Raw genomic sequence first — 25,037 nt, 5'->3', positions numbered from 1 at the left:
TGTCTCGTGAGTTACATGGTTTCGCTTGCTCAAATTTCTTGATTAAGAGCTTTTGTGTGAGGTGGTTATGCATGTCTTAAATATGTCAGATGAAAGTTTGCGCCATGAATTATCGTGGTCCACTAAATTGGTTTGGCTGTTCTTTTTAGCCATCACTTGTTTTTTTCTCTGGTCTTATTTTGCTGTATTGGACGAAGTTTCAACCGGGACCGGTAAAGTTATTCCTTCTTCGCGGGAACAGTTTATTCAGTCGTTGGAGGGCGGCGTTTTAATTAATCTCCGGGTTAAAGAAGGAGAAATTGTTCAGAAGGGCCAGGTGCTTGCCTTACTGGACAGAACCCGTATTGAGTCATCTGTCGAGGAGGTCGCGTCCAAGGTCCGAGCCGCTCAGGCCACCGCTGCCAGATTAAGCGCAGAACTTAATGGCGGACCGTTGCAGTTTCCTCAAGAGCTCTACCAGGAGCGCGACTTAATAAACGCTGAAACAGCGCTGTATAAGTCCCGGCGACAAGGTCTAGAACAGTCGCTGGCGGGTTTGGAAAAAGGCATGGTTCTGATCAAAAGCGAATTGGCCATGACGATGCCCTTGGTCTCGCGCGGAGCTGCCAGTGATGTGGAGGTTTTACGGCTTAGGCGACAGCTGAATGAGCTCGAAATCAAGCATGCCGATATCAAGGCTCAGTACATCATCAAGGCCCGTGAGGAGTTGGCTAAAGTCCGGGAGCAGATAGAGTCCCAGGCTTCCATCACCCGAGGCCGTAGTGATTCTCTGAGTCGTACAACGCTGATATCTCCGGTTAAGGGAATCGTAAAGGACATTACGACCACGACTATCGGCGGAGTTATTCCTGCGAATGGGCTATTGATGACAATCGTCCCGTTGGGAGATCAGCTGCAGGTGGAGGCCAGAATCTATCCTGAGGATATTGCTTACATTTATCCCGGGCAGGAAGCGACAGTGAAAATATCTGCCTTTGATTACTCGGTCTATGGCGGCATGCCCGGCAAGGTCATGATGATCTCACCTGATACGATCCAGGATGAAGTGCATCCTGATGTTTACTACTACCGGGTCTACGTACTGACTGACTCAGACAAGCTGACTTCTAAAAGTGGTAAGGAAATGCCGGTTGTGCCGGGGATGGTGGCGACAGTTGATATCCACACTGGCAAGAAGTCAGTCCTTAGCTATCTGTTATCACCGCTCAATAAAGCCCGCGAGGCGTTACGTGAGCGCTGAGATATAGGTGTGGCGGCCGTGCGCAGCGGTACCGTTATCCCAAAATGCAAGAACCCCGCATGCGGGGTTCTTGGGTAAGCAGTGCAGCTTTAACGCAGACCGTTAGAACGGAATGTCGTCATCAAAGCTGTCGTAGTCCGGCGCGGGTTGTGCGGCTGGCTGCGGTGCCGGACGCGGAGCGGCCTGCTGTTGAGGGCGGGCAGGCGCTGCCGGACGAGCTTGGCGCGGAGCTGAGTCACCGCCAGCGTTGTCTGGACGGCCGCCGAGCAATTGCATAGTGCCTTGCATGTCCACAATGATTTCAGTGGTGTAGCGCTTGATGCCGTCTTTTTCCCACTCGCGGGTTTGCAGTTTGCCTTCGATATAGACCTGCGAGCCTTTACGCAGGTACTCACCGGCAATCTCGGCAACCTTGCCGAACAGAGCGACACGGTGCCATTCGGTTTTTTCAACACGTTGGCCGGTCTGCTTGTCAGTCCACTGCTCGCTGGTTGCCAGGCTCAGGTTGGTCACCGCATTTCCGTTAGGCAGGTAGCGGGTTTCCGGGTCCTGGCCGCAGGTCCCGACCAAAATTACTTTGTTAACCCCACGGGCCATATCGTTCTCCTGTTAAGTGGAGGCAATTTATTTTGTCCAAGGGGCAATTAAATTGTCCAAGGTGACTGTTAAACGCAATGGTATTTGTTATGGAAATACAAAGTCCATCGCTGGGTGGCTCAGAGGCTTTTCCGTCGCCGTCGTTGGGGCGCTATTTTAGCGTAACCAGGCTTGGAGGGTACGTTTTCTGTCGCGTGGCGGCAGGCCGCTTGCAGATCGTGTAGCGCTAAGGCGATTCAATGCAACTGGCCGTGGGTTTGGTATGAAAGCTGCCAGTGGTAGCATAGTGCGGTGATAAAGCATGCCCATGCCTGCATGGTTTGCGAAAGTATTACATTTTCAGCACTGTATCTTCTGACTGGGCTCTGTACGAAAGTCTCCGATTTCATACAGGGGCGTATCCGAGCGGTCTGGTGGGTACACGCCTTATGCTGCTCTACAGTAAGTGTTAACTACCCGTTTTATTTCTCAGAGTTAAGATTTATGCGTATGCGGCTCATGCTGCTAGGTGGTGGTAATTCATTAGGTCAGGCGTTGATCCGCTTGGGCGCGGAGGAGGACATCGGCTTTCTGGCGCCAAGGCCTCCGGAGTCTGGCTGGGATCCTGCTAGTCTGACTGCCTTGATTGATGAGACGCGTCCAGACGTAGTGATTAACCTCGCCTATTACTTTGACTGGTTTCAGGCTGAGTCTGTCAGCGCAGAGCAGTTTGCAATTCAGGAGCGGGCTGTTGATCGTCTGGCTGAGCTTTGCCAGTACCATGAAGTTCGCCTGGTGCAGCCTTCCAGCTATCGTGTGTTTGATGGCGCGCGTGCGACGGCCTATTCGGAAAAAGAAGATGCTCAGCCGCTGGAAGGCCGTGGTCAGGCGTTGTGGCGCTTTGAGCAATCGGTACGGTCGATTTGTCCTCGCCACGTTTTGCTGCGTTTTGGCTGGTTGATGGATGACAGTCCGGATGGGCTGCTTGGTCGTTTTCTCACCCGTGCGGCACGTTCTGAGCCTTTGTTGTTGGCGGACGATCGGCGCGGAAATCCGACCCCAGTTGATGATGCCGCGCGAGTGATTCTAGCTGTGCTCAAACAGCTCGATTGCGATTCGCCGCTTTGGGGCACCTATCACTACGGTGGACACGAAGCGACGACATCACTGGCACTGGGGCAAGCTGTGATCAGTGAGGCTCGCAACTTCAGGAGCAATCTGTTGGAGGAGGTTAATCCTCAGGCGCACAGTGCGCGTCCGGATGCCGCCCAAGAGCCTCAGCACGGCGTGCTGGCTTGCAAGAAAATTCTTCACACGTTTGGCATTAAGCCGCGCGCCTGGCGTTCGGGGTTGCCATCGTTATTGGATCGTTATTACCGTCATGTCTGATTCTCAAACTGTTCTTGTGACCGGTGGAGCTGGTTTTATCGGTTCCCATTTGGTCGATGCACTGTTGGCTCAAGGTCGGACTGTGCGTGTTCTCGATAATCTGTCCATGGGGAAGGTCGCTAATCTGCCTGTGGATAACCCGCGTTTGCAGTTTATCCAGGGTGATGTTGCCGATGCGCAATTGGTCAGCCGTGCGGTGGCCGGGTGTACAGCGGTTGTCCATCTGGCAGCTGTGGCTTCAGTGCAGGCCTCTGTGGATGACCCGGTTGGCACCCATCAGAGTAATTTTATCGGCACGCTGAATGTCTGTGAGGCGATGCGTCAACACGGTGTAAAACGTGTGGTATTTGCCTCCAGCGCTGCGGTGTACGGCAACAATGGCGAAGGCACTGCTGTGGCTGAGGATGCGGATAAAGCGCCATTGACGCCTTATGCAGCGGACAAGCTGGCCAGTGAGCAGTATCTGGATTTCTACCGGCGCGCTCACGGGCTGACGCCTGCGATTTTCCGCTTCTTTAATATTTTCGGGCCGCGTCAGGATCCGTCCTCGCCTTACTCGGGAGTGATCAGCATTTTCACTCAGCGGGCACAACAGGGGCTGCCGATTCAGGTATTCGGCGATGGTGAGCAGACCCGGGATTTCTTCTATGTCGAAGATCTGGTGCAACTGCTGCTGCAGGCTGTGGATGCGCCTGAGGCGGTTGAGGGGGCGGTGAATGTGGGGTGGAGTCAGGCTGTCAGTCTGAATCAGTTGCTCGCTGAGATCGGGACCCTGTGCGGTGGTTTGCCAGAGGTGAGTTATCAACAGGCGCGTGCCGGAGATATTCGCCATTCCAGGGCCGATAATCAGCGCCTGCAGGCAAGCTATAAGCTGCCGGAGCAGACGCCTGTACAAGAAGGCTTACGCCGCTTGTTGGCGGTTAATGGCTAATGTATTCGCCCATAAAAAAACCGGCCTTAGGCCGGTTTTTTTATGGGGTTGGGCTTAGAACTTGTAGCCCAGGCCAACCATGTACACCATTGGGTCTACGTCCACGTCGACTTTAACTTTCTCGCCGCCGTAGCTGGTGGTGCCTTTGGTGTCGATATCGATGTAACGCAGCTGGGCGTTGATCATGATGTTGTCAGTCAGCATGTAGTCCGCGCCGACCTGGAAGGCCATGCCCCAAGAGTCCTGCATGTCCAGGCCGTTGAAACCTTTACCTTCGGCTGCGCTGGTCAGCTCGGTGTCAAAGAACCATGTGTAGTTGATGCCTGCGCCGACATAAGGTTGGAAGGCGGATTTGGCATCCAGCGGGTAATACACCACGCTCAGGGTTGGCGGCAGGTGTTTGATGTCACCCAGTTTGCCGTTCAGACCTTCGAACGCCCCCGGCATGCCTTTTACGCCAACGCTGTGGCTGAACGGAGTGGCGGCCAGCAGTTCGATGCCGACGTGGTCGGTGATCATGTAGGCAAAGTTCAGGCCCAGCTGAGTGTCGCTGTCCAGAGTTGCTTTGGTGCCAGGTACGGCAGTGTCCAGCGCACCCACCCAGATGTTGCCGCTGTCTTCGCGCGGGTCAACGGTGACAGCACCGGCGCGCACGATGATATCGCCCGCCTGGTGAGCCTGTGCCAGCGGGGCGGCAACGGCAAGAGCCAGCAGTGAGGCAGTGAAAAGAGAAGTACGCATGGTTGACTCCCGTAAAACGTCGGTTCGTATTGGCTGATTTGGATATTAGTAGGGTGAACGAAGGTCGCAGTTGATCTAACTCAATAAAGTAGCTAGCTATCTAACTTTTGCAACGAACGTCCAAAATTAATGTGCGCTTACCGGCAAATCAGAGGCTTACGAAATTATTCTGACGACAGGTCGTAGGGGTAAATTTTTTCTGCGTTCATCTTGTAGCCGGCTTCGGCCAGTTCACTGCTGCTGTGTTCGACCTTGAGTGGGCCTTCGATCCAGAACGGTTCATACAGCGCGTCGAGGCGGACGCCCAGCTCGCTGGTTACGTGCACGATCTGGTTGGAGGGTGGCGGCGGGACATGAATGCAGGCGCCGAAATACGGAACCAGCAGGAACTCAATCACCCGGCCTTCCTCGGTCACGTCCAGCGGTACGATGTAGCCCGGCAGCTTCACCGCCTGTCCGTCCAGCGCCTGTACCACTGGTGCGTCAGGTGATTGCTGCAGGGCGGCGGGGCCGGATTCGCTAAGGGCATTGGCCAGTTGGCTGAGATCGTGAAGCGGCGTGGGCTCGACCACCTGAGGTGGAGCCTCTGGCGGAACCATTTCCTCCCAGGACAGTTGACGCACATCGGCATTGGCCAGCGGAATGACGAGCGCCAACAGCGCGGCGAGCAGGGAGCGGTGCATAGACGGCCTCATAAACGAATCGACAAACCGTCCGCCAGCGATTGGCGGTACGCCCGCCAGGCCGGTAGGGTTCCCATCAGCAAGGCGGCCAGCAGAATAGCGCCGAGCAGCGTCCACTCATAGGGGCTTGGCAGGCTCAGGGGTAGGTACAATCCGTAACTGGCCTGAACAAAGCCTTGCGCTGCGGCAATCCCGGCATAAAGCAACAGGCAACCGAGCACGACACCGGCCAATGCCAAGGCGAAGGCCTCCAGAATTAGCAGGGATGCAATATGCCAGGGGCGGGCGCCGACTGAGCGCAGGATGGCCATCTCCCGGCGGCGCTCATTGAGGCTGGTGAGAATCGCTGTGAGCATGCCGATCAGGCCAGTCAGCACGACGAACAGGGAGATCACAAACAGCGCTTGTTCGGCGGTGCCCATAAGGCTCCACAGCTCTTGCAGGGCAACGCCTGGAAGGATGGCCAAGAGTGGTTCGCCGCGAAACTCATTGATCTGCCGCTGCAAGGTAAAGGTTGCGATCTTGCTTTTAAGGCCGAGCATCACCGCTGTGATTTGTTTCGGCTCAAGATCCATGTGGCGAGCCTGATCGGCGCTTACCCGGGCAGCCCCGCGAGCAGGCATGCCGTTCTGCCAGTCGATATGCAGCGCTTCCATGCCCGCCAGAGAAATGTGCAGAGTGCGGTCGACTGGCGTGCCGGTGCGCTCAAGGATGCCGACCACTTTGAAGGGTTTGTCATCGTGCTTCACCAGGCTGACTGTAGCGACGCCGTGGGCCAGAACCAGTTCGGTGCCAATCTGATAGTTCAGGGCTTGCGCTACTTCGGCACCCAGCACGACTTCAAAAGGGTCATCAGCAAACGGTCGGCCTGTCTTAAGCATCAAGGACTGGCTGCGGGCATAGCGGTAATGCTCGAAATACTGGGGGCTGGTACCCATAACGCGATAGCCGCGATGAGAGTCGCCAAGGGAAATCGGAATCGCCCACTTCACCTGTGGGTGCGCGGCGATCTGTTGATAACTGTCCCAGCGGATATTGTTGGTCGCGTTGCCGATGCGAAACACCGAATACAGCAGCAAATTCACACTGCCAGAGCGCGCGCCGACAATCAGATCGGTACCGCTGATGGTGTTGGCAAAGCTGCTGCGCGCTTCTGTACGCACCCGTTCTACCGCCAGCAGCAGGCACACCGACAGGGCAATGGCGAATACCGTCAGCAGAGCAGTGAAGCGGCGGTTGCTCAGGCTGGCAAGGGCCAGGCGCAATAAGTACATGCCTTAAATCTCCGTCACGCGGCTGGCGCGGTTTAGCTCCGCCAATGAGACGTTGCGATCGAACAATCCAGCGAGGCTCTGGTCATGGCTCACAAACAGCAAGCTGGAACCCGCACTGCGGCATTCGCTAAACAGCAGCTTGATAAAGGCTTCGCGGGTGTCTGCATCCAGCGCCGAAGTGGGTTCATCGGCAATCACCAGCTCCGGTTGGCCGATCAGCGCACGCGCCGCAGCGACACGCTGTTGCTGGCCGATGGAAAGCTCCCCGGCCTTGCGTTGCAGCAGTTCGCTTTGGGATAGGCCAAGATGATTAAGCAGCGCTTTACAGGCGTCCTGCACGCTGCCAAAACGCTGAGCGGCCCGCTTGGCGCGGGTTGCGGAAAAGTGGCAAGGCAGCTCGATGTTTTCCTGTACCGAAAGAAAGGGCAGTAAATTGAACTGCTGAAAGATGTAACCGATGTGATCGACACGGAAGCGGTCCCGCGCCGACGCGGGCAGTGCGCTTAACTCCTGATCCAACAGGCGGATACGGCCCCGTCCAGGTTTCTGTACGCCGCCAAGTAGCCCCAGCAAGGTGGTCTTGCCGCTACCGCTGGGGCCTTTAAGGAACAGCGTTTCGCCCTTGCTAAGGGTGAATGCAGGAATATCCAGCAGTTCAGGCTGGCCGGGCCAGGCAAAGCCCAGTTCAGAAAGTTCGATCAGCGTTTGCGTCATAACCTAGCCGGCCAGGTTGCCCCGGCCGTTCTTGTGCGAATGGGTGTGCGCCGCTATCAGAAACTTAGGGTCGGGCTGTCGGCTGTCAGCTCTTGGCCTTTCTGACCAGACGGGCCGATCAGTTGTACCTTAATTTTCTCGGTTGCTGGGAAACGCTTGAACAGCTCACTGAGGTCAAGTTGTTTCAAATTATCCGCCTCCGCGCAGGCGAGGGTGTAATGCGCGTGGATGTCATTGTGTGCCTGCTTGTGGTCGTCGTGATCGTGCGCATTGTGTGCGTGGGCGTCAGCAAACAGCGGGCTTTCAAGTTCCTGTGCGGTCACGCTGCATTGGCCTTGGCTGATGCCGAACAGTTCAACGGGCTTACCGAGTTCGCTCTGGGCCGATGCCACTTTGCTTTTGTCTTCGGCGCTTTTGGCTTCGTGCTCAAAGCCGACCAGGTTCATCGCCGGGCTGTTCAATTGCAGTTCCAGAGTCTGACCGTCCAGCGCCACATCCAATTCGGCAAAGCCATGAACGTGTGCGCCAAGACTGCCGTGTTCTTCGTGCTGATGGTCGTGCTCGGCATGATCATGGGCGACGCAGGCTAAGGGCAGAAGTGCGACAGGCAGGGCGAATAAAAAGCGGCGCATGGGACTCTCCAGAGTGCAATTTATCGTTATGTTATAACAGGGTTTTGCTGGGGCTGGCTAGGGCTGCTTGGCGGGCGATCCCGGGCATGGGAGCATTACGCATTGGTGTTCGAGGGATGAGTAATGGTGCGTATTCGTGGGCAGATCGGTCAGTGGCCGGTTGATTTGACGATTGAAATGGATGCTCAGGATTGGGCGCAGTTGGCCAGTCAGGTGAGTGTTGAGACGGTTACCGATGCTGCTGTCCCCAAACCTGCTGCAGCGGACGATCAGGTCTGGCAAACCACGCTGGAGTTGTTGCGCAGTTCCGGTAGTGTCGAGGGGCCTCAGCTAATGAGCCAGCTGGCGGCTTTGGCGGGAGGTGAGGCGGCGGGTAAACGCTTGCTGGTGCGCTTGCGGCACAGCCCGTTGGTGCGGATGGAAACCGGCGCAGATGCACCGGTTTATCACTGGGTTGGCTGAGCGCGGGCACCTGTATGAGCCACCCGCTGCACTGAACTCAGTAGATGGCCTGATACAACTTGCGGCGGTAGGTCGTCACCAGCGGATGATCGTTGCCCAGCAGTTCAAACACTTGCAACAGTGTTTTGTGCGGCAGACCGTCGGCATAGTTGCGATTACGCACGAACAGCTTTAGCAGCGACTCCAGCGCAGGTTCGTACTGTTGGCGGGCCAGTTGCTGGATGGCCAGCTGGTAACAGGCTTCATCGTCTTCAGGGTTTTGTGCCAAGCGGGATTTCAGCTCGGCGCTGTCTGGCAACTCACCGGCCTGACGCAAAAAAGTTAGCTGCGCACGGGCACCGGCCAGAGCTTGTCTGTGTTCATCACCTTTGACGGCATTGAGCACAGCTTCGGCTTCGCCCAGCTCGCCACGCTCAGCCAGGCAGCGGGCATAGAGAATGAGTGCGGCGGCGTTTTCGTTGTTTTCAGTCAGGACTGCTTTGAGCAACGCTTCGGCTTCGGCGAAGTGGCCATCATTGAAGGCAGCTTGAGCGGCTTCCATCGGGTCTTCGGCAACGGCTGCCGGTTCAGCGACGTGGGGCTTGAGCATTTCGCGGATAGCGGATTCCGGCTGTGCGCCGGCAAAACCGTCGACAGGCTGACCGTCTTTAAACAGCACCACGGTCGGCAGGCTGCGAATACCAAAGCGGGCGACGATGTCCTGTTCGATATCGCAATTGACCTTGGCCAGCAGCAGCTCGCCACGGTACTCCTCGGTGAGTTTGGCCAGAATCGGCATCAGGGCCTTGCACGGGGCACACCAATCCGCCCAGAAGTCCACCAGCACGGGCTTGTGAAACGAGTTTTCGATCACCAGCTGTTCAAAGCTAGCACTGCCGGAAACATCAAAAATATAAGGGCTGTCGGTCATGGTCAGTCTCGGCTGGGCGAAATACGGTTGCACTATAAATGCGGGCGCACGGCCCGGATACAAGGGTGCACGCGTTTGGATGGGTTTACCGGTCGCAGAGTCACGTTACCTCCGGCCTCACCCGCGCTGCGCATGATACAGGCTGACGTAGCGGAATTCGGCAGGCTCGGCCAGATCGGGCCAGGTGCTGGCCTCCAGCACATCCAGGCGTTGGTACAGCGGATGTTGAAAATTACGCACCCGTGAATCGGCCACCAGCGCTTCACGTCCCCGGCTGAGGAACTCATCAAGCAAAGGCAGGTTGGCGCTGTCATACAGCACGTCGGCCACGATGATCAGGTCGTAACGGTCCGCTTCCTGAAAGAAGTCCGTCGAGTAGTTGAGACTGACACCATTGAGTTCTGCATTGGCGCGGCTGGCCTCAAGGGCCAGTGGGTCCAGATCGCATGCCACCACTTCCGCGGCACCGGCTTTGGCTGCAGCGATTGCGGCGACGCCGGAGCCTGCGCCAAAGTCCAGCACGCGCTTGCCACGCACCCACTCCGGGCGTTCAGCGAGCCAGCGCGCCAGTACCAACCCGCTGGCCCAGCAGAAGCACCAGTACGGAGGCTCTTCCAGAATCAGTCGGGTTTCTTCCGGGCTGAAGGCGCGGTCCATATTGTCCGCATCAATCAGCCACAATTTGATCTCTGTGCCAGGCAGTTCGGTTGCAGTCAGTCTGGCATCGCCCAGCAGGCTGTTCAGGGCGTTCTGCAAGGCAGCAGGTGTTTTCACGGAGCGGGTACCAGTGACAGGGAGCCCAGTGTCTGAGACTCGGGTTGCATAATGGTGCGTGCTGGCAGGCGCAGAATCAGGCGGCCGGATTGGTTAACGCGGGCCCGCAGTTCGACCTTCTGGTAGCGCGTAAAGGTCTCCGGGTTGAAACGCAGATTGAAGGGCAATGGCTCGCCGGTACCGCGCAGGCGGATATCGCCCAGCAGCGCGTGAGGGCGACCGCGTAGATCGACTGCCAGCAGGGCCATCTCCACCTCGGCAGAGGCCGGTACATTTAGCAGGCTGCCTGACAGTTCTCGCAGATGAGCAGGCACTACGGCTGGTTCTTCCACGACCGGCGCAGAGGCCGCTGGGCTGAGTTCAGTCGGCTCAGGTGCGTCGCTCGCACAGGCGCTGAGAAGAGCCAGAAGGGCCGCGCAAACAAAGCTTTTTGCAGGTGTCGCGTGTTTCATGGGTGTCATCCGATGAGCATTTTTTCCGGCCGCCTATATACCGTAAAGGTCGTGACTTGTCTTGCCAGAGGGATGCGCTACCATGGCCGCTTCCGTTCTTTCTGGCCATCACTATGTATTGTCCCTTCTGCGCTGCCAACGACACTAAAGTGATCGACTCGCGGCTTGTGGCCGAGGGCGATCAAGTTCGTCGTCGGCGTGAATGCGTTGCCTGTGGTGAGCGCTTCACCACCTTTGAAACCGCCGAACTGGTCATGCCGCGTCTGATTAAACAGGATGGCAGCCGTCAACCCTTCGATGAAGAGAAGCTGCGCGCTGGCATGCAGCGGGCGCTGGAAAAACGCCCGGTCAGTGTCGAGCGTCTGGAAGCGGCCATCGCCCATATCAAAAGCCAGCTGCGTGCTACCGGCGAGCGTGAAGTGAAGTCGCTGGTGCTGGGCGAACTGGTGATGACCGAGCTACAAAAGCTGGATGAAGTGGCGTATATCCGCTTCGCCTCAGTCTATAAGCGCTTTCAGGACCTCAACGAGTTCCGCGAAGAAATCGAACGTCTGTCCCGTGAACCCGCGAAAGGTCAGCGATGAATTCAGATCACGCCTTTATGGCGCGTGCCCTCGAATTGGCCCGTAAAGGGCTTTATTCCACACATCCCAATCCCCGCGTCGGCTGCATCATCGTCAAGGATGGGCGCATTATCGGCGAGGGTTGGCACGCCAAAGCGGGCGAGCCCCACGCTGAAGTGCACGCGTTACGTCAGGCAGGTGAGCGCGCCCGTGGCGCGACGGCTTACGTCACGCTTGAACCTTGCAGCCATCACGGCCGTACGCCGCCCTGCGCTGATGCACTGGTCACGGCCGGTGTCGCCCGAGTGGTGGCCGCGATGCAGGATCCCAATCCGCAGGTTGCAGGCAGCGGATTGCGTCGTTTGGCCGAGGCTGGAATTGAAGTGCTCAGTGGTGTACTGGAGGCGGAAGCCCGCGCGTTGAACGCCGGGTTTATCAAGCGTATGGAGTCGGGCTTACCGTTTGTCCGGGTCAAACTGGCGATGAGCCTGGATGGGCGCACCGCTATGGCCAGTGGTGAGAGCAAGTGGATCACCGGAAGCGCAGCGCGCTCAGCTGTGCAGCGTTTGCGGGCGCGTTCCAGTGTGGTGCTGACTGGGGCTGATACGGTCTTGTCCGACGATGCCCGCCTGACGGTGCGTAACGAAGAGCTGGGTCTGGGCGCAGAGTTAAGTGCGCTGGCGTTGGGGTGTCCGCCGCTGCGGGTGCTGATTGACGGGCGACTTCGGGTACCGTTGGATGTGCCGTTTTTTCAGGCAGGTACTGCGCTGGTGGCGACCTGTGCCGCGGCAACGGCCCGAGACCGTTATCAGGCGGAAGGCCACGAGCTGCTGGCGGTGCCCGGTAGTAATGGGCATGTGGACCTGCGCAAGCTACTGGTGGAGTTGGCCTCGCGGGGCGTGAACGAAGTCTTGGTTGAGGCCGGTCCGCGATTGGCCGGTGCGTTTGCCCGAGTGGGGCTGGTTGATGAGTACCAGATATTCATGGCCCCCAAGCTGCTCGGTTCTACAGCGCGCCCACTGATGGACCTGCCGCTGGCGCGCATGGATGAAGCACCATCACTGAAGATTGTTGATATGCGTGCAGTGGGTGAGGACTGGCTGATTGTGGCCGTGCCGAGCCCCGACGCGTGATGAATGGTTAGGCAAAGTGCCCGTCGGCCAGTGCAGCCACCGGGTAATTTGTGATAAAAAGCGCTTCGGCCATTCTGTGATGGCCGCAACGTTCTCAGGGCGGGGTGTAATTCCCCACCGGCGGTAATGATGCGCAAAGCGTCTAGCCCGCGAGCGCTTGTTCAGCTTGTCGAGTGAGCAAGGACAGCAGACCCGGTGTGATTCCGGGGCCGACGGTTAAAGTCCGGATAAAGAGAGAGCGGGATTGCCTGTATCCGGCGCGTTGTCACGTGCCCCGAAATCCCTATCGATCAAACACGCCCTGTTTTTTACAAAACAGGAGTTGCTACAGATGTTTGTTTGTCCTTATCTGCATTGGCGATCTGGCCCGACTGGCCAGTGCTTAATGCTGCGCGATACTCAGGGGGTAGCATGTTTACCGGAATAATCGAAGCCATTGGCAGTATCCGCGCGCTGACGCCCAAAGGGGGCGATGTGCGGGTGTATGTGCAGACCGGCAAGCTCGACCTCAGCGATGTCAAACTCGGCGACAGCATTGCCGTGAACGGTGTGTGCCTGACTGCGGTTGAATTGCCGGGTGACGGTTTTTGGGCGGATGTCAGCCGTGAAACCCTGGCACGTACAGCCTTTATTGATCTGAAAGCGGGCAGCAAGGTCAATCTGGAAAAAGCCCTGACCCCCAGCAGCCGCCTGGGCGGGCATCTGGTCAGTGGCCACGTTGACGGTATTGGCGAAGTGATCGCCCGTGCCGATAACGCCCGTGCGGTGCAATTCACCATTCGTGCTCCGCGTGAGTTGGCCAAATACATTGCGCACAAGGGATCAATCACGGTTGACGGCACCAGCCTGACTGTCAATGCGGTGAATGGCGCCGAGTTTGAGCTGACCATCGTGCCGCACACTCTGGCTGAAACCATCATGGTTGATTACCAAGCCGGGCGTCAGGTCAACCTTGAGGTTGATCTGCTGGCGCGATACCTGGAGCGTCTGCTGCTGGGCGACAAGGCCGCCGACGGCAAGGCCAGCGGTCTCACTGAAAGTTTCCTGGCCGAACACGGCTACCTGAAGAATTAAGGATTGTCAGCATGGCTCTTAACAGCATTGAAGAATTGGTTGAAGACATCCGCGCCGGGAAAATGGTCATCCTCATGGATGACGAAGACCGCGAGAACGAAGGCGATCTGATCATCGCTTCTGAGTGTGTTACCGCCGAGCACATCAACTTTATGGCGCGCTTTGCCCGCGGTCTGATCTGCATGCCGATGACCCGCGAGCGTTGCGAAACCCTCAAGCTGCCGTTGATGGCGCCGCGTAACGGCTCCGGCTTCGGCACCAAGTTCACCGTTTCCATCGAGGCGGCTGAAGGCGTGACCACCGGTATTTCCGCCGCTGACCGTGCCCGCACCGTGCAGGCTGCCGTGGCCAAAGATGCGGTTGCCGACGATATCGTCAGCCCCGGCCACATCTTCCCGCTGATGGCGCAGCCAGGCGGTGTTCTGGCTCGTGCCGGTCACACCGAAGCGGCCTGCGATCTGGCGCGCATGGGCGGTTTTGAGCCCAGCGGCGTGATTTGCGAAATCATGAACGACGACGGCACCATGGCCCGTCGCCCTGAGCTGGAAGTATTTGCTGCTGAGCATGGCATTAAGATCGGCACCATTGCTGATCTGATCCACTACCGCCTGATCCACGAGCGCACCGTTGAGCGCGCTTCGGAGCAGGTGCTGGATACCGAGCTGGGACAGTTCAAACTGGTCACTTATCGTGATGCAGTGGAAAACACTGTGCACATGGCGCTGACCCTGGGTGAGATCAAGCCGGAAGAGGCTACCCTGGTGCGTGTGCACAACATGGACCCGCTGCGTGACCTGTTTATGGTCAATCTGGCTGGTCGCTGGAGCATGCGTGCGGCGATGGCTGAAGTGGCCAAGGCTGGTACCGGTGTTGTCTTGCTGCTGGGCAATGCCCTGACCGGTGCTGAACTGATGCAAAGCCTGCAGCGCCAGTTGGCTGGCGAGGCTAAGGCGGCGACGCCGACCACTTACAGCACTGTAGGGGCCGGTTCACAGATTCTGCGTGATCTGGGGGTGCGTAAGATGCGCCTGATGAGTTCGCCGATGAAGTTCAATGCATTGTCCGGTTTCGATCTGGAAGTTGTAGAATATCTGCCCTCTAACTGATTCCGCCGGCCGCCCTGGCGGTCTGGCTCTTTAACATAGACGAGATGCGTTATGACCCTGAAGACCATTGAAGGTACTTTTATCGCCCCGAAGGGCCGCTTTGCCCTGGTCGTGGGCCGCTTCAACAGCTTTGTTGTTGAAAGCCTGGTAAGTGGCGCAGTAGACGCGCTGGTTCGTCACGGCGTGAGCGAAAGCGACATCACTATCATCCGTGCGCCGGGCGCGTTCGAGATTCCGCTGGTTGCGCAGAAGGTCGCTCAGCGTGGCGAGTACGAAGCCATCATCGCCCTGGGCGCGGTCATTCGTGGCGGTACTCCGCACTTCGAATACGTTGCTGGCGAGTGCACTAAAGGCCTGGCTCAGGTTTCCATGGAGTTCGGTGTGCCGGTTGCATTCGGTGTTCTGACTGTTGACTCCATCGAGCAAGCCATTGAGCGTTCCGGCACCAAAGCAGGTAACAAAGGTGCTGAAGCTGCGCTGTCTGCCCTGGAAATGGTCAGCCTGCTGGCGCAGTTGGAGGCCAAGTGAGTAACGATACAAACGGCCAGAAGCCACAAAAGGCTAAAGGCCCGAAAGCACCAAGCGGTAAAACTTCGGCGCGTCGTCAGGCGCGCGCTCTGGCTATGCAGGCGCTGTACTCCTGGCACATGGCCGGCCAGCCGCTGAACGAGATCGAAGCGCAGTTCCGCGTCGATAACGATTTCAGTGCTGTCGACGGTGCCTACTTTCACGAGATTCTGCACGGCGTGCCGCGCCAGAAGAGTGAAATCGACGGTGCTTTCGAGTCGCTGTTGGATCGTCCGCTGGATGAAATCGATCCGGTTGAACTGGCGATTCTGCGTCTGTCCACCTACGAGCTGAAGAACCGTGTTGATATTCCGTATCGCGTGGTGATCAACGAAGGTATCGAGCTGGCTAAGGTCTTCGGAGCTACCGACGGACACAAGTTCGTCAACGGCGTTCTGGACAAGCTGGCACCGAGCCTTCGGGCTGCTGAAGTCAGCGCTTACAAGCGCTGATTGCTGCTACTCCGTACGGGTGTCAGGGAGCAGGGTAAACCCGGACTTCAGGGTCCATGCGCGTTTCGTGCAGGCTGCTGCGGCAGCTGTCTTATTCACTGGCGCCCGCTCTGCGGAGTTGTTGTGCATGCCGCTGGCTGTTCCGGCCAGCGCGGCAACCCATGAGCTGAAGCCTTAATTGGTGTGACCAGCCTTGGGTGAGTTCGAATTAATCCGTCATTACTTTGCCTCGGCAGCCTGCGCCCGCAGTGGCGAAGGTATTGTGCTGGGCATCGGGGATGACTGTGCTTTGCTGGACGTAGCGGTCGGCCAGCAATTATCAGTTTCCACTGACACACTGGTCGAAGGTGTGCACTTCCCGCATCAGGCTGATCCTTATCTTCTCGGCCAGCGCGCGCTCGCCGTGTCAGTCAGCGATCTAGCCGCAATGGGCGCGCAGCCCGTTGCTTTCACCCTTGCCCTGACGTTGCCCTCTGCGGACGCCAATTGGCTGCAGGGCTTTGCCCGTGGTTTGGATCAAATGGCCGAGTCTTGCGCTATTCGGTTGATTGGCGGCGACACGACGCGCGGCCCGTTGAGCATGACGCTGACGGTTTTCGGCCAGGTTCCACAAGGGCAGGCGCTGACCCGCAGTGGCGCTCAGGTCGGCGATCTGCTGTGTGTCGGCGGCGAGCTGGGCGATGCGGCGGGGGCCTTGCCGTTGGTGCTTGAGCCAACCACTCCTCTGAGCGCTGCTGCTGAAGTGTTGCTGGCGCGCTACTGGTCGCCCCGGCCGCAACTGGAGTTGGGGCAAGCGCTGCGTGGTAAGGCTAGCGCGGCATTGGATATCTCCGATGGCTTACTCGCTGATTGCGGCCATATTGCCAAAGCGTCGGCTGTGGCACTGCTGATTGAGCAGGCGCGGCTGCCTTTGTCTGAGGCGTTGCGAGCCGTGGCTGGAGGGCCGCAGGCGCTACGCTGTGCGCTGAGTGGCGGCGACGATTACCGTCTGGCTTTCACCTTGCCAGAGCAGCATCTGTCCGCGCTTGAGCAGGCGGGCCTACCGATATGGGTAATTGGCCGGGTTGAAGCCGGTGAGGGCGTTACACTACTGGATGAGCAGGGACGTTCACTGCCATTGCCAGAACATGGTTATCAACACTTTGGAAACCCTCGTGACTGATCAGATCAAAGCAAAAACTGCCCCCATCGCAGCCCATCAGGTGTGGCGCAATCCCTGGCATTTTCTCGCCTTTGGCTTTGGCTCAGGGACCCTGCGCAAAGCACCGGGGACATGGGGTTCGTTGGTGGCTTTGCCGTTTGTGCCGCTGCTGCAACTGTTGCCGGGCTGGGGGTATGTGCTGGTGCTGGTGCTGAGCATGCTGTTTGGCTGCTGGTTGTGCGGCAAAGTGGCCCGCGACCTTGGCGTGCACGACCATGAGGGCATCGTTTGGGACGAGTTTGTCGGTATCTGGATTACATTCTGGCTGGTGCCGGAAGGCTGGGGCTGGCTGATTGTGGGATTTTTGTTGTTCCGCCTGTTCGATATTCTTAAGCCCTGGCCGATAAGCTGGATCGACCGTCAGGTTCACGGCGGAACCGGCATCATGCTGGATGATATTCTGGCTGGCGTTTTCGCCTGGGCCAGCTTGCACGGGGTGGTGTGGTTCTGGGAGACCCGGCTGGGGGCAATGCTGGGGTTCTAAACGGCGGGAGTTGTGTATGCGGCGGAGCGTGGCTTGGTGGGTATTAGCACTGCTGCTAGGGCAGTTGCCGTTGTCATATGCCGATCCTGTGCAGCAAATAACTGTGGCCAGCGAGAACTGGACACATTACACGCAACCTGATGGCGAGGGGCTGGCCTGGGATATCCTGCGCTTGGTCTATGCGCCGGCAGGTATTGAACTGGTTATTCACAGCGTGCCGTATACACGGGCATCTGGCTTGGCCCGACGCGGTGAAGTGGATGCGTTTGCCGGTTCGTATTACTACGAAGTCCGTCAGGGTATTTTCTATCCCCAAAACCATTACGATCAGGATCTGGTCGCGGCGCTCAGCCTCAAAGAGGCTCCCGTGCCGCAGATTCAGACCTTGCAGGACTACCGTCTGGCCTGGCTGCATGGCTACCAGTTCCATCGCTATCTGCCGACATCCAGAAACTACCGGGAAATCTCCCGTACCAGTAACGTCCTCAGCATGTTGCAACTGCGCCATGCGGACTATTACCTGGATGACCTGACAGAGTTGCAGCAGGTTCTGATGCAGACCACAGACCGAGACAATTACAGGCTCACGCCGTTGGTGAAACTGCCTGTTTATGTCGGTTTTGCGGACACGCCCAAAGGGCGTGAACTGGCTGAGGTGTTTGATGAGCGGATGAAAGTGCTGATAGCCGATGGTAGCCTACGGCCAGTTTTTGAGCGCTGGAAGCGCGCTTACCCCTTCGATTGATAGCCGCGAGTACCTGCATGTCCGTATTGCGTAGTGCATTGATGAGTTTGCCGCTGCTTTTTGCTGACTGGGCCTATGCGGCATCTCAGGTTCGAGTGGTGGGGCTGTTTCCCGGTGCGGCGGTGATTAACGTCGATGGCCAGCGCAAGTTGGTAAAGGTCGGGCAGACGGGGCCTGGTGGCGTGCAGGTGGTCAGTGCCGACAGTCGTGGAGCGGTGCTGCGGGTTGATGGTGTCGAGCGCAATTACACCCTGAGCCGCGATTACAGTTCTGGCTATGCCGAGTCGCAGAAAAAACAGCTTAGCATCGCTAAAGGAATGGGCGGTCATTATTGGGTGCCGGGTTCGGTGAATGGCCACACGGTGCATTTTCTGGTCGACACCGGTGCCACATCGATTGCGCTTAATGAGGGCCATGCGCGGCGTTTGGGCATTGATTATCGTGTCAGCGGCCAGCCTTTGCAGGTCAGTACCGCCGCAGGTGTAACCAATGGCTGGCGGGTGAACCTTGATCGCGTCAAAATCGGTGAGATTGAAGTGCTGGGTGTAGAAGGCGTGATTCTGGAGGGCGGCTCGCCTGCAGAAGCCCTGCTTGGCATGAGCTATCTCAATCGGGTGAGCTGGAAGTTGGAGCAGGATGCGCTGGTGCTGGAGTCTAAGTACTAGCCGTTTGCTTTCGACTTCCACTCAGACCATTGATCATTTACATCAAAAATTCAGACTGACCGGCTGCCGGGGCCTGCTGTTACAATGCGGCCCTTATTCGTTCCGTCTTTGATCTTAGGAGCATCCGGTGTCCGTTGTGTTTGTGGCCGCATCCCAATTGCCTACGCCATTTGGTGTATTCACCATGCATGGCTTCCTGGAAGAAGGCACGGGCAAGGAGCATGTCGCGTTAACCATGGGTGATGTGGCGGATGGCGAACCCGTTTTGGGCCGCTTGCACTCCGAGTGCCTGACCGGCGATGCGCTGTTTAGCCTGCGTTGTGACTGTGGCTTCCAGCTTGAAGCGGCATTGCGTGCGATCTCTGAAGAAGGCCGCGGTGTGCTGTTATACCTGCGTCAGGAAGGCCGCGGCATTGGTCTGCTGAATAAAATCCGCGCGTACGAGTTGCAGGACGGTGGGGCTGACACCGTTGAGGCCAATGAGCGTCTGGGCTTTGCTGCCGACCTGCGTGATTACTCCATCTGCCTGCCGATGCTTGAACACTTGGGCGTATCCCAGCTGAAGCTGATGACCAACAACCCGCGCAAGGTTAAAGCGCTGGGTGAAATGGGCATCAATGTGGCATCCCGCGTGCCGCTGCAGAAGGGCCTGAATGTGTACAACGAAAAATACCTGGCGACCAAAGCCGGCAAACTCGGGCACATGCTTGGCAGCCTGCATCAGGGCGAGGTCGAGGGTAAGCTGTGACACGTTTGCAACAACGTCGCCGTCTGGCGCTTGAGTGGTGGCTGCTGCTGGTGGCCATCGTGTTGCCGGTGCTGGTACTGAACACGCTGTTTGGTGACAGTTTTCAGCACGGCAAACTGACTATGCCGGTGTTTATGGTTGGGCTGATTTCTATGTTCTTCAGCCTGCCGATGTTCCACCGCTACAAACACGCACTGATCGCCACCGAGAAGGCCTTTGATACGGATGCTGAGTCCGCTGCCTGGCAGACCTTGGCTCAGGTGCGGCGCAAAGCAGCGTTGGTTGGCGCATTGCCCGCCTGGATTGCTGCAGTTGCGGTGTTTGCCGGGCTTGAAGCCGTGCCGCTGATTCTTCTGACTGCTTCCAGTCTGGTTATCCTGTACCTGTACAAGACTCCCCGTCAGCTCGCCTGAATTTCGCCCGGAGACTTTGCGTATAGACCCTAGCGCAGCGGGCCGTAGCTCTTGCTGACAAACTCGGTTTCGATAAAACCCCGGCGCTGGTTCACCACCAGCGTCAGGTAAAAGAAGAAGTTGCACATCAGGTTGCACAGGCGCGGCAAAATCGACGCCACTTCAATGCCTTCTTCATCCACCCGCACCAACGCCCGGATCGCCTTCTTTGCAGATGAGCGGGCCTGATTCAGTTGTGGCACCGGCACATCTCCACGCGGTAGAACGAAGCGGTGCTGCTGGCCCTGTAACTCGCTGCGGTAATGCTCCAAACGAGCGTTAAGCCAGTTCAGGTCGCTTTCCTCGACCGCCAGCCTGCCGCGCACTGAACCGTTTAGGTGGAAAGCCAACGGTTGTAGCTGTTGCAGATCCTCGCGGATGTCCGCCATGTCTTCCGGCAGATAGGCCAGCACAGCACCGATTAGCGCGCACAGCTCATCGGTCAGCACTTCGAAATCACACAGGTACGAGGTTTCCTGAATAAAGGGATAGCAGACTTCGTCCAGATTTTTGCTGAGCTTCAGGGGCATGGTTTCACCGTGGCAGGATGATGGGCGGCTGGCTGTCGAGGTCTACGTGCACATCGACGCCAAAGGCCAGGCTCAGGTGCTCTGGCGTCAGCACTTCTGCTGCGCTGCCGAATGCCAGCAGCCGGCCTTCAGCCATCAGGCACAGCTTGTCGCAATAGCGTGCTGCCAGACTTAAATCGTGCAGAGACAAAATGGTCGCCTGTTGCCAGTGCGAGTGGCTGCGCAGTAATTCCATGATGGTTCGCTGGTGCTTCAGGTCGAGGCTGGCGATGGGTTCATCTGCCAGCAGCACATTGGGCTCGCCAGCCAGTACCCGCGCCAGCCAGACCCGCGCCTGCTCGCCGCCGGAGAGCTGCGCCACCGGGCGTTTGCGCCACTGGGTGACATCGGCCAGGCGCATAGCGGCTTCAATTTTCTGTGTGTCCTCATCGCCCCACGGCAGGCGGCCAAGGGCGACGACATCCTCTACACGCAAGGCCCAGGCGCTCTGTTGGGCTTGGGGGAGATAACCAAACAGGCGGGCGCGCTGGCGCTGTTTCAGCTCTGCAAGGTTGCGGCCTTCAAATTCGATACGGCCGCTATACGGCTGAATGCCGGCCAGACATTGCAAAAGGGTGGATTTACCCGCGCCGTTGGGGCCGATCACACCGAGCATTTCCCCGCGTTTGAGGGTGAAGCTGATCGGCTGCAAGCGCCCGCTGACGCTCAGGTTTTCCACCTGAATCAGATCCATTGCTTGCGCTCCTTCCACACCAACCAGATAAACAGTGGGGCACCGAGTAGCGCGGTGAGCACACCCAGGTTCAGTTCACGCCCGGCTGGCAGCAGGCGGATGCAGATATCGGCCAGACACACCAGGCACGCGCCTGCCAGTGCTGAAGGGATCAGCAGGCGGTCGGGCCGCTGATGCACGAACGGCCGGATCAGATGCGGAACCAGCAGGCCGACAAAGGCGATGCCGCCCGCGACTGCCACTGCGGCACCGACCAGAATGGCGCAGCCCAGTACGATCAGGCGGCTGCCACGTTTGTGATTGAGGCCCAGGCTGTCCACCACTTGCTCGCCAAGGCTCAGGCCGAGCAGTAGGCGGCGTTGGCTGTAGATTAGGCTAAAGCCCAGCAGCAGTGCCGGGCCGATTACCAGTAAATGATAAAGGCCGCGCTCAGACACCGAGCCCAGTAGCCAGAACACCAGCTCCTGCATGGCGTACGGATTGGGCGCAAAGTTGAGTACTGCTGCCAGAAGGGCACCGCTGAGGGTGCTGATCGCAAGGCCGGCCATGATCACCATACCGGTACCGCGGCTGCCAGCCAGCAGCACCATCAGCAGCAGGGCGATGGCTGCGCCGGATAGGCCCGCCAGAGCCGGTGCCAGTGCGCCGGCCCAAGGCAGCAGATCGAAATAAAACACGCTGGCGGCACCCAGTGCAGCGCCCTGGCTGGCTCCGGTCAGGCCCGGGTCAGCCAGCGGATTGCGCAACAGCCCTTGCAGCGCCGCGCCTGCCAGCCCGAGCGCGGCCCCGACTGCTAGGGCGAGCAGGGTGCGGGGCAGGCGAATATCACCCAGCACGATCGCCTGTGGACTGTGCACGCCGTTCAGCCAGTCATGCAGGCCCGCGAGCACTGGCGTATTGGTCGAGCCAAGCCCTAACGACAGCAGGGCCAGCGCGACAAGCAGTACGCCGAGCAGGGGAGTGATCAGTCGAGCCATTGATGCAGTTGTCCTATCAGTTCCCATGTCCAGGGGCCGGGGCATTGCCAGCGCCAGTAATCGGTGGTGAGCCAGCGCTCGGCGGGCACGGCCTGTTGCAAGGCCGGGTGTTCGGCGAACTGGTTGGCCAACGCCTGATTCTCCGGTGCAGCCCAAAGAATTGCATCGGGCGGATCTTGCACGATCTGCTCCAGATCGAGACGCAGATAGCCTTCGCCTTGCAGGTAATTGGTCCAGCCGGCCCGCTGCAGAATTTCATCCTCCAGCGTGCCGCGCCCGGTGCCGATGCCGTTGGCGCCGAGCAACAGCAGGCGTTGCGGATGCGACGGTGCTGACAGGGCTGCAGGGGCTGTCTCGGTCAGGCTGAGCGGCAGATCGAGTGCCTTGAGGAATTGCTGCTCGTAGGCTGTCACCTGTTCCAAGGTTTGCGGCAGCGGCAGGATCTCAACGTCTATCCCCAGTTCGGCCAGACGCTTGCGTAGCAGTGAGGCCGCGTATTGACCGACCAGCACCTTGTCAGGTTTCAGTGCGTAGACCTGTTCCAGACTGCCGTCGTGGCTGGGCCAGTGCGTGCCGATCCACTCAACTGGGTAGCGTTTGTGTAGGGATGACAACGCTGCTACCCGTTCAGGCGGGGCGTAGTGCGCCAGCAGCCAGTCCATGCACAGGTCGAGCGACACCACCCGCTGCGGCGCAGCGTGCAGCGCGGGGCTCAACAGGGCAATAAACAGAAGTGTCAGCAGGCGCACATCAGCTCCCTGAATAGCGGAGGCTGGCCTCCGCCTGTGAATAAGTGGCTCCGCCCTGAGTGCGGAGCCTGTGGATTACAGCGAAGGTGTCCAGGTCATGCCAAGCATGACGGCAGACGGTGTTTCCTGATAGCCATACTCTTTGCCCTGATAGCTGTAGACCAAGCGGCTGTAGTCTTTATCCAGCGCGTTGTTCCACTTCAAATCAAAGCTAAGCTCGTCACTGGCCTTCCAGCTGGTGCGCAGATCCAGCACGCCGTAGCCAGCCAGTTTGGAGCTGTTAGCAGCATTGGCATAGCTGCTGCTGACCGCGCTGAAGCTGGCACCGACGCCGATGCTGCCGAACTGACGGTCCACATCGAAGTTGAGGGTGCGGCGGGCGCGGTTGGGCAGAGTGTGGCCGGTTTCGCGGTCACGCGGGTCGATGATGCTGATGCCCAGATCAGTCTGCCAGCCGAACAGCTCCTGTTTCAGGCTCGCTTCAAAACCGTGGATGCGCGCACGGGACACGTTATCCATGGTGCTTTCCCAAGTAACCGGGTCGCTGACGTAAGCAATCAGGTTGCGGAAGTCAGTGCGGTACAGCGAAGCCTCCAACGTTGCGGTCTCGCTGAGCTGGCTGCGCCATTGCAGCTCGTAGCTTTTGGAGGTTTCCGGCTTGAGGTTGGGGTTGCCTTGGTAGCCGCTGTCGTAGGGCCAGTAAAGATCAGCGAAGGTCGGTACGCGGAAGCCTTCGGCGTAGGATAGGATCAACTGATTATCGGCGTTCACGGGGAGCGTCAGTGCACCGTTGAAGGTGTTCTCGCTGCCGAACTGCTCGTTGTCATCGTGGCGCATGCCCAGTTCGGTGGAGAAGTGCTCACCTTCGAAGCTGTGCTGAGCGAACAGCGCTTGGTTGTCGCGGTCGTTCTGGGCGAAGTTGTTGCTGCTGCGTACCTTGTCGTTCAGGTATTCGGCACCGGCACGCAGGCTGTGGCCGTTGCCCAGTGACAGTGTGTTGAGCCAGCTGACGGTGTCGCGGTAAGTGTTGTTGACGGTGCTGCCAGCGTAGAGCTTGTCGAAGTTCTCTTGCTTGTCTTCGCTGTGGCCCAGCTCAATGCGGCTGCTCCACAGGTCATTGATGCGTGCATCGAGATAAGCCGAGCTGCTGCTGACGCTGTATTCGTCGTAGGGCTTGCTGGGGTTGCTGGTGAACGTGGTGTTGTCCCAACGACCGAATGGGTTGTCGAACTCGGTTTTGCCGCGCTGATCGAGTACTGACAGACCGACTTCAATGTCGTCCGTCAGCTGGTGGCTGAGGGTGCCAGACAGCGAACGGTTGCGATAGCCGTCGTGATCGGCATCTTCCGGGTAGGACGTGCGGGTACGGTCAAAGCCCTGGGTTTCTTCCAGTGCTGCGGTGAGGTTGAAACGGGTGCGCTCGTCGCCGCCGGACAGGCCCAGTGAGCGCTCCCAGGTGCCGTCGCTGCCACCGGCAATGCGCACGGTTGGGTTCAAGCCCAATCCACTACTGCGACGGGTGAAGATCTGCACCACGCCGCCCATGGCGTCAGCACCGTAAATTGCAGAGCGAGAACCACGCAGGACTTCAATCCGCTCGATCTGATCCACGCTCAGGTATTGCAGGCTGGCCCCGCCGATGGTCGCCGAACCCACCCGTACGCCGTCAATCAGCACAAGGCTTTGGGCGGTGCTGGTGCCGCGAATGTAAAGACCGTAATTGGCACCACGGCCGCCGTAGTTAGCGACTTGCACGCCCGGCACATGGGTCAGCAACTCCAACACGTTGGTTGGACGCAGGCGCTCGATATCAGCGCGGGTGAACACGCTGCTGGCGGTGGTGGAATCGGCGCGCTTTTGCACGTCGCGGTTGGCGGTAATCAGGGTGTCGGACAACTGCAGAGCATCATTGCGCGATGCAGCTTCAGCCAACGGCAAGCAGGGTGCCAGGGCAACAGCCAGGGCAATTCGGGAGATTTTCATTAGGAATAATCCTCAAAAGGTCAGAAAGACTTTTGAGGAGGGCAGGGACAAGAACGGGGGCGGGCAGACGCGCCCCGAGCTTGACGGTGATGCCCTC

At 58.5% G+C, this 25,037-nt stretch carries 30 protein-coding genes and 1 riboswitch; of the genes, 16 read left to right on the top strand and 14 right to left on the bottom strand.

The window, feature by feature from the left end; translation table 11 throughout:
* Positions 1–67 precede the first annotated feature (67 nt).
* Entirely contained in the window at positions 68–1,240 is a 1,173-nt protein-coding gene (locus AO726_RS19690) for an HlyD family efflux transporter periplasmic adaptor subunit (RefSeq protein ID WP_058069809.1), read from the top strand.
* Between the two features lie 102 nt (positions 1,241–1,342).
* Here the strand turns inward: AO726_RS19690 and AO726_RS19685 are convergent, their stop codons facing one another.
* Positions 1,343–1,837 (bottom strand): single-stranded DNA-binding protein, encoded by a 495-nt coding sequence (locus tag AO726_RS19685; protein WP_058069808.1) that lies wholly within the window; start codon positions 1,835–1,837, stop codon positions 1,343–1,345.
* Between the two features lie 483 nt (positions 1,838–2,320).
* Here AO726_RS19685 and AO726_RS19680 point away from each other — a divergent pair, with 483 nt between their 5' ends.
* Positions 2,321–3,205, top strand: a complete 885-nt coding sequence (locus AO726_RS19680) for a sugar nucleotide-binding protein (protein WP_058069807.1) — start codon at positions 2,321–2,323, stop codon at positions 3,203–3,205.
* Positions 3,198–4,136, top strand: coding sequence for an NAD-dependent epimerase/dehydratase family protein (locus AO726_RS19675; RefSeq protein ID WP_058069806.1), 939 nt, complete (start codon positions 3,198–3,200; stop codon positions 4,134–4,136). Before AO726_RS19680 ends, AO726_RS19675 begins: the two co-directional genes overlap by 8 nt.
* A gap of 54 nt (positions 4,137–4,190) precedes the next feature.
* Here AO726_RS19675 and AO726_RS19670 read toward each other — a convergent pair whose 3' ends face one another.
* From AO726_RS19670 to AO726_RS19650, 5 genes are all read right to left on the bottom strand, one after another.
* The gene (locus AO726_RS19670) at positions 4,191–4,877 is read right to left on the bottom strand and encodes an OmpW/AlkL family protein (RefSeq protein ID WP_058069805.1); all 687 of its coding nucleotides are present in this window, start codon (positions 4,875–4,877) and stop codon (positions 4,191–4,193) included.
* Positions 4,878–5,041: 164 nt separating this feature from the next.
* Positions 5,042–5,560, bottom strand: coding sequence for a DUF3299 domain-containing protein (locus AO726_RS19665; protein ID WP_058069804.1), 519 nt, complete (start codon positions 5,558–5,560; stop codon positions 5,042–5,044).
* An 8-nt stretch (positions 5,561–5,568) separates the two neighbouring features.
* The gene (locus tag AO726_RS19660) at positions 5,569–6,834 is read right to left on the bottom strand and encodes an ABC transporter permease (RefSeq protein ID WP_058069803.1); all 1,266 of its coding nucleotides are present in this window, start codon (positions 6,832–6,834) and stop codon (positions 5,569–5,571) included.
* A 3-nt stretch (positions 6,835–6,837) separates the two neighbouring features.
* Positions 6,838–7,548 (bottom strand): ABC transporter ATP-binding protein, encoded by a 711-nt coding sequence (locus tag AO726_RS19655; protein WP_058069802.1) that lies wholly within the window; start codon positions 7,546–7,548, stop codon positions 6,838–6,840.
* Between the two features lie 56 nt (positions 7,549–7,604).
* Entirely contained in the window at positions 7,605–8,180 is a 576-nt protein-coding gene (locus AO726_RS19650; RefSeq protein WP_058069801.1) for a DUF2796 domain-containing protein, read from the bottom strand.
* Between the two features lie 123 nt (positions 8,181–8,303).
* On the opposite strand from AO726_RS19650, the gene AO726_RS19645 reads away from it, so the two are divergent.
* Positions 8,304–8,642: a hypothetical protein gene (locus AO726_RS19645; RefSeq protein WP_058069800.1), complete on the top strand. Its 339-nt coding sequence runs from the start codon at positions 8,304–8,306 to the stop codon at positions 8,640–8,642.
* 37 nt (positions 8,643–8,679) lie between these two features.
* Here AO726_RS19645 and trxA read toward each other — a convergent pair whose 3' ends face one another.
* From trxA to AO726_RS19630, 3 genes are all read right to left on the bottom strand, one after another.
* Complete coding sequence (gene trxA / locus AO726_RS19640) at positions 8,680–9,552, bottom strand: thioredoxin (protein WP_058069799.1); 873 nt, start codon at positions 9,550–9,552, stop codon at positions 8,680–8,682.
* 117 nt (positions 9,553–9,669) lie between these two features.
* Complete coding sequence (locus AO726_RS19635) at positions 9,670–10,326, bottom strand: class I SAM-dependent methyltransferase (protein WP_058069798.1); 657 nt, start codon at positions 10,324–10,326, stop codon at positions 9,670–9,672.
* A complete protein-coding gene (locus tag AO726_RS19630) occupies positions 10,323–10,778 on the bottom strand; it encodes a YbaY family lipoprotein (protein WP_058069797.1) in 456 nt (151 codons plus the stop codon). The genes AO726_RS19635 and AO726_RS19630 overlap by 4 nt, the downstream gene beginning before the upstream one ends.
* Positions 10,779–10,891: 113 nt before the next feature.
* Here AO726_RS19630 and nrdR point away from each other — a divergent pair, with 113 nt between their 5' ends.
* The 12 genes from nrdR (at position 10,892) to AO726_RS19570 (ending at position 19,929) form a co-directional block, all read left to right on the top strand.
* Positions 10,892–11,362 carry a transcriptional regulator NrdR gene (gene nrdR / locus AO726_RS19625; RefSeq protein WP_058069796.1) on the top strand — a complete coding sequence of 157 codons (471 nt, stop codon included), beginning with the start codon at positions 10,892–10,894 and terminating at the stop codon, positions 11,360–11,362.
* Complete coding sequence (gene ribD, locus AO726_RS19620) at positions 11,359–12,474, top strand: bifunctional diaminohydroxyphosphoribosylaminopyrimidine deaminase/5-amino-6-(5-phosphoribosylamino)uracil reductase RibD (RefSeq protein ID WP_058069795.1); 1,116 nt, start codon at positions 11,359–11,361, stop codon at positions 12,472–12,474. Before nrdR ends, ribD begins: the two co-directional genes overlap by 4 nt.
* Before the next feature lie 86 nt (positions 12,475–12,560).
* Positions 12,561–12,718: riboswitch (FMN riboswitch) on the top strand.
* A 167-nt stretch (positions 12,719–12,885) separates the two neighbouring features.
* Positions 12,886–13,548: a riboflavin synthase gene (locus AO726_RS19615; protein ID WP_058069794.1), complete on the top strand. Its 663-nt coding sequence runs from the start codon at positions 12,886–12,888 to the stop codon at positions 13,546–13,548.
* Positions 13,549–13,559: 11 nt separating this feature from the next.
* Positions 13,560–14,654 carry a bifunctional 3,4-dihydroxy-2-butanone-4-phosphate synthase/GTP cyclohydrolase II gene (gene ribBA / locus AO726_RS19610; protein WP_058069793.1) on the top strand — a complete coding sequence of 365 codons (1,095 nt, stop codon included), beginning with the start codon at positions 13,560–13,562 and terminating at the stop codon, positions 14,652–14,654.
* Positions 14,655–14,705: 51 nt separating this feature from the next.
* A complete protein-coding gene (gene ribH, locus AO726_RS19605; protein ID WP_058069792.1) occupies positions 14,706–15,182 on the top strand; it encodes a 6,7-dimethyl-8-ribityllumazine synthase in 477 nt (158 codons plus the stop codon).
* On the top strand, positions 15,179–15,673 hold the full coding sequence (nusB, locus tag AO726_RS19600) for a transcription antitermination factor NusB (RefSeq protein WP_058069791.1): 495 nt from the start codon (positions 15,179–15,181) through the stop codon (positions 15,671–15,673). Before ribH ends, nusB begins: the two co-directional genes overlap by 4 nt.
* Before the next feature lie 193 nt (positions 15,674–15,866).
* Positions 15,867–16,835 carry a thiamine-phosphate kinase gene (gene thiL / locus AO726_RS19595; protein WP_058069790.1) on the top strand — a complete coding sequence of 323 codons (969 nt, stop codon included), beginning with the start codon at positions 15,867–15,869 and terminating at the stop codon, positions 16,833–16,835.
* Positions 16,828–17,358 carry a phosphatidylglycerophosphatase A family protein gene (locus AO726_RS19590; protein ID WP_058069821.1) on the top strand — a complete coding sequence of 177 codons (531 nt, stop codon included), beginning with the start codon at positions 16,828–16,830 and terminating at the stop codon, positions 17,356–17,358. Before thiL ends, AO726_RS19590 begins: the two co-directional genes overlap by 8 nt.
* A gap of 16 nt (positions 17,359–17,374) precedes the next feature.
* The gene (locus AO726_RS19585; RefSeq protein WP_058069789.1) at positions 17,375–18,103 is read left to right on the top strand and encodes a substrate-binding periplasmic protein; all 729 of its coding nucleotides are present in this window, start codon (positions 17,375–17,377) and stop codon (positions 18,101–18,103) included.
* 38 nt (positions 18,104–18,141) lie between these two features.
* Positions 18,142–18,768, top strand: a complete 627-nt coding sequence (locus tag AO726_RS19580) for a retropepsin-like aspartic protease family protein (RefSeq protein ID WP_446737436.1) — start codon at positions 18,142–18,144, stop codon at positions 18,766–18,768.
* Positions 18,769–18,895: 127 nt separating this feature from the next.
* Complete coding sequence (gene ribA / locus AO726_RS19575; RefSeq protein WP_058069787.1) at positions 18,896–19,516, top strand: GTP cyclohydrolase II; 621 nt, start codon at positions 18,896–18,898, stop codon at positions 19,514–19,516.
* Positions 19,513–19,929, top strand: coding sequence for a hypothetical protein (locus AO726_RS19570; RefSeq protein WP_058069786.1), 417 nt, complete (start codon positions 19,513–19,515; stop codon positions 19,927–19,929). The genes ribA and AO726_RS19570 overlap by 4 nt, the downstream gene beginning before the upstream one ends.
* A gap of 29 nt (positions 19,930–19,958) precedes the next feature.
* On the opposite strand, the gene AO726_RS19565 is transcribed toward AO726_RS19570, so the two are convergent.
* From AO726_RS19565 to AO726_RS19545, 5 genes are all read right to left on the bottom strand, one after another.
* On the bottom strand, positions 19,959–20,498 hold the full coding sequence (locus AO726_RS19565) for an ATP:cob(I)alamin adenosyltransferase (protein WP_058069785.1): 540 nt from the start codon (positions 20,496–20,498) through the stop codon (positions 19,959–19,961).
* Positions 20,499–20,502: 4 nt separating this feature from the next.
* Positions 20,503–21,231, bottom strand: coding sequence for an ABC transporter ATP-binding protein (locus AO726_RS19560; RefSeq protein WP_058069784.1), 729 nt, complete (start codon positions 21,229–21,231; stop codon positions 20,503–20,505).
* A complete protein-coding gene (locus tag AO726_RS19555; protein WP_058069783.1) occupies positions 21,222–22,208 on the bottom strand; it encodes a FecCD family ABC transporter permease in 987 nt (328 codons plus the stop codon). The genes AO726_RS19560 and AO726_RS19555 overlap by 10 nt, the downstream gene beginning before the upstream one ends.
* The gene (locus AO726_RS19550) at positions 22,196–22,957 is read right to left on the bottom strand and encodes an ABC transporter substrate-binding protein (protein WP_160320972.1); all 762 of its coding nucleotides are present in this window, start codon (positions 22,955–22,957) and stop codon (positions 22,196–22,198) included. The genes AO726_RS19555 and AO726_RS19550 overlap by 13 nt, the downstream gene beginning before the upstream one ends.
* Positions 22,958–23,032: 75 nt before the next feature.
* Positions 23,033–24,940, bottom strand: a complete 1,908-nt coding sequence (locus AO726_RS19545) for a TonB-dependent receptor domain-containing protein (protein ID WP_058069781.1) — start codon at positions 24,938–24,940, stop codon at positions 23,033–23,035.
* Positions 24,941–25,037 lie beyond the last annotated feature (97 nt).

This window comes from Pseudomonas sp. TTU2014-080ASC (assembly GCF_001446935.1).
Classification (GTDB): domain Bacteria; phylum Pseudomonadota; class Gammaproteobacteria; order Pseudomonadales; family Pseudomonadaceae; genus Aquipseudomonas.
The sequence above is the reverse complement of the archived record's forward strand: the minus strand, read 5'-3'. Positions and strand labels throughout refer to the sequence as shown.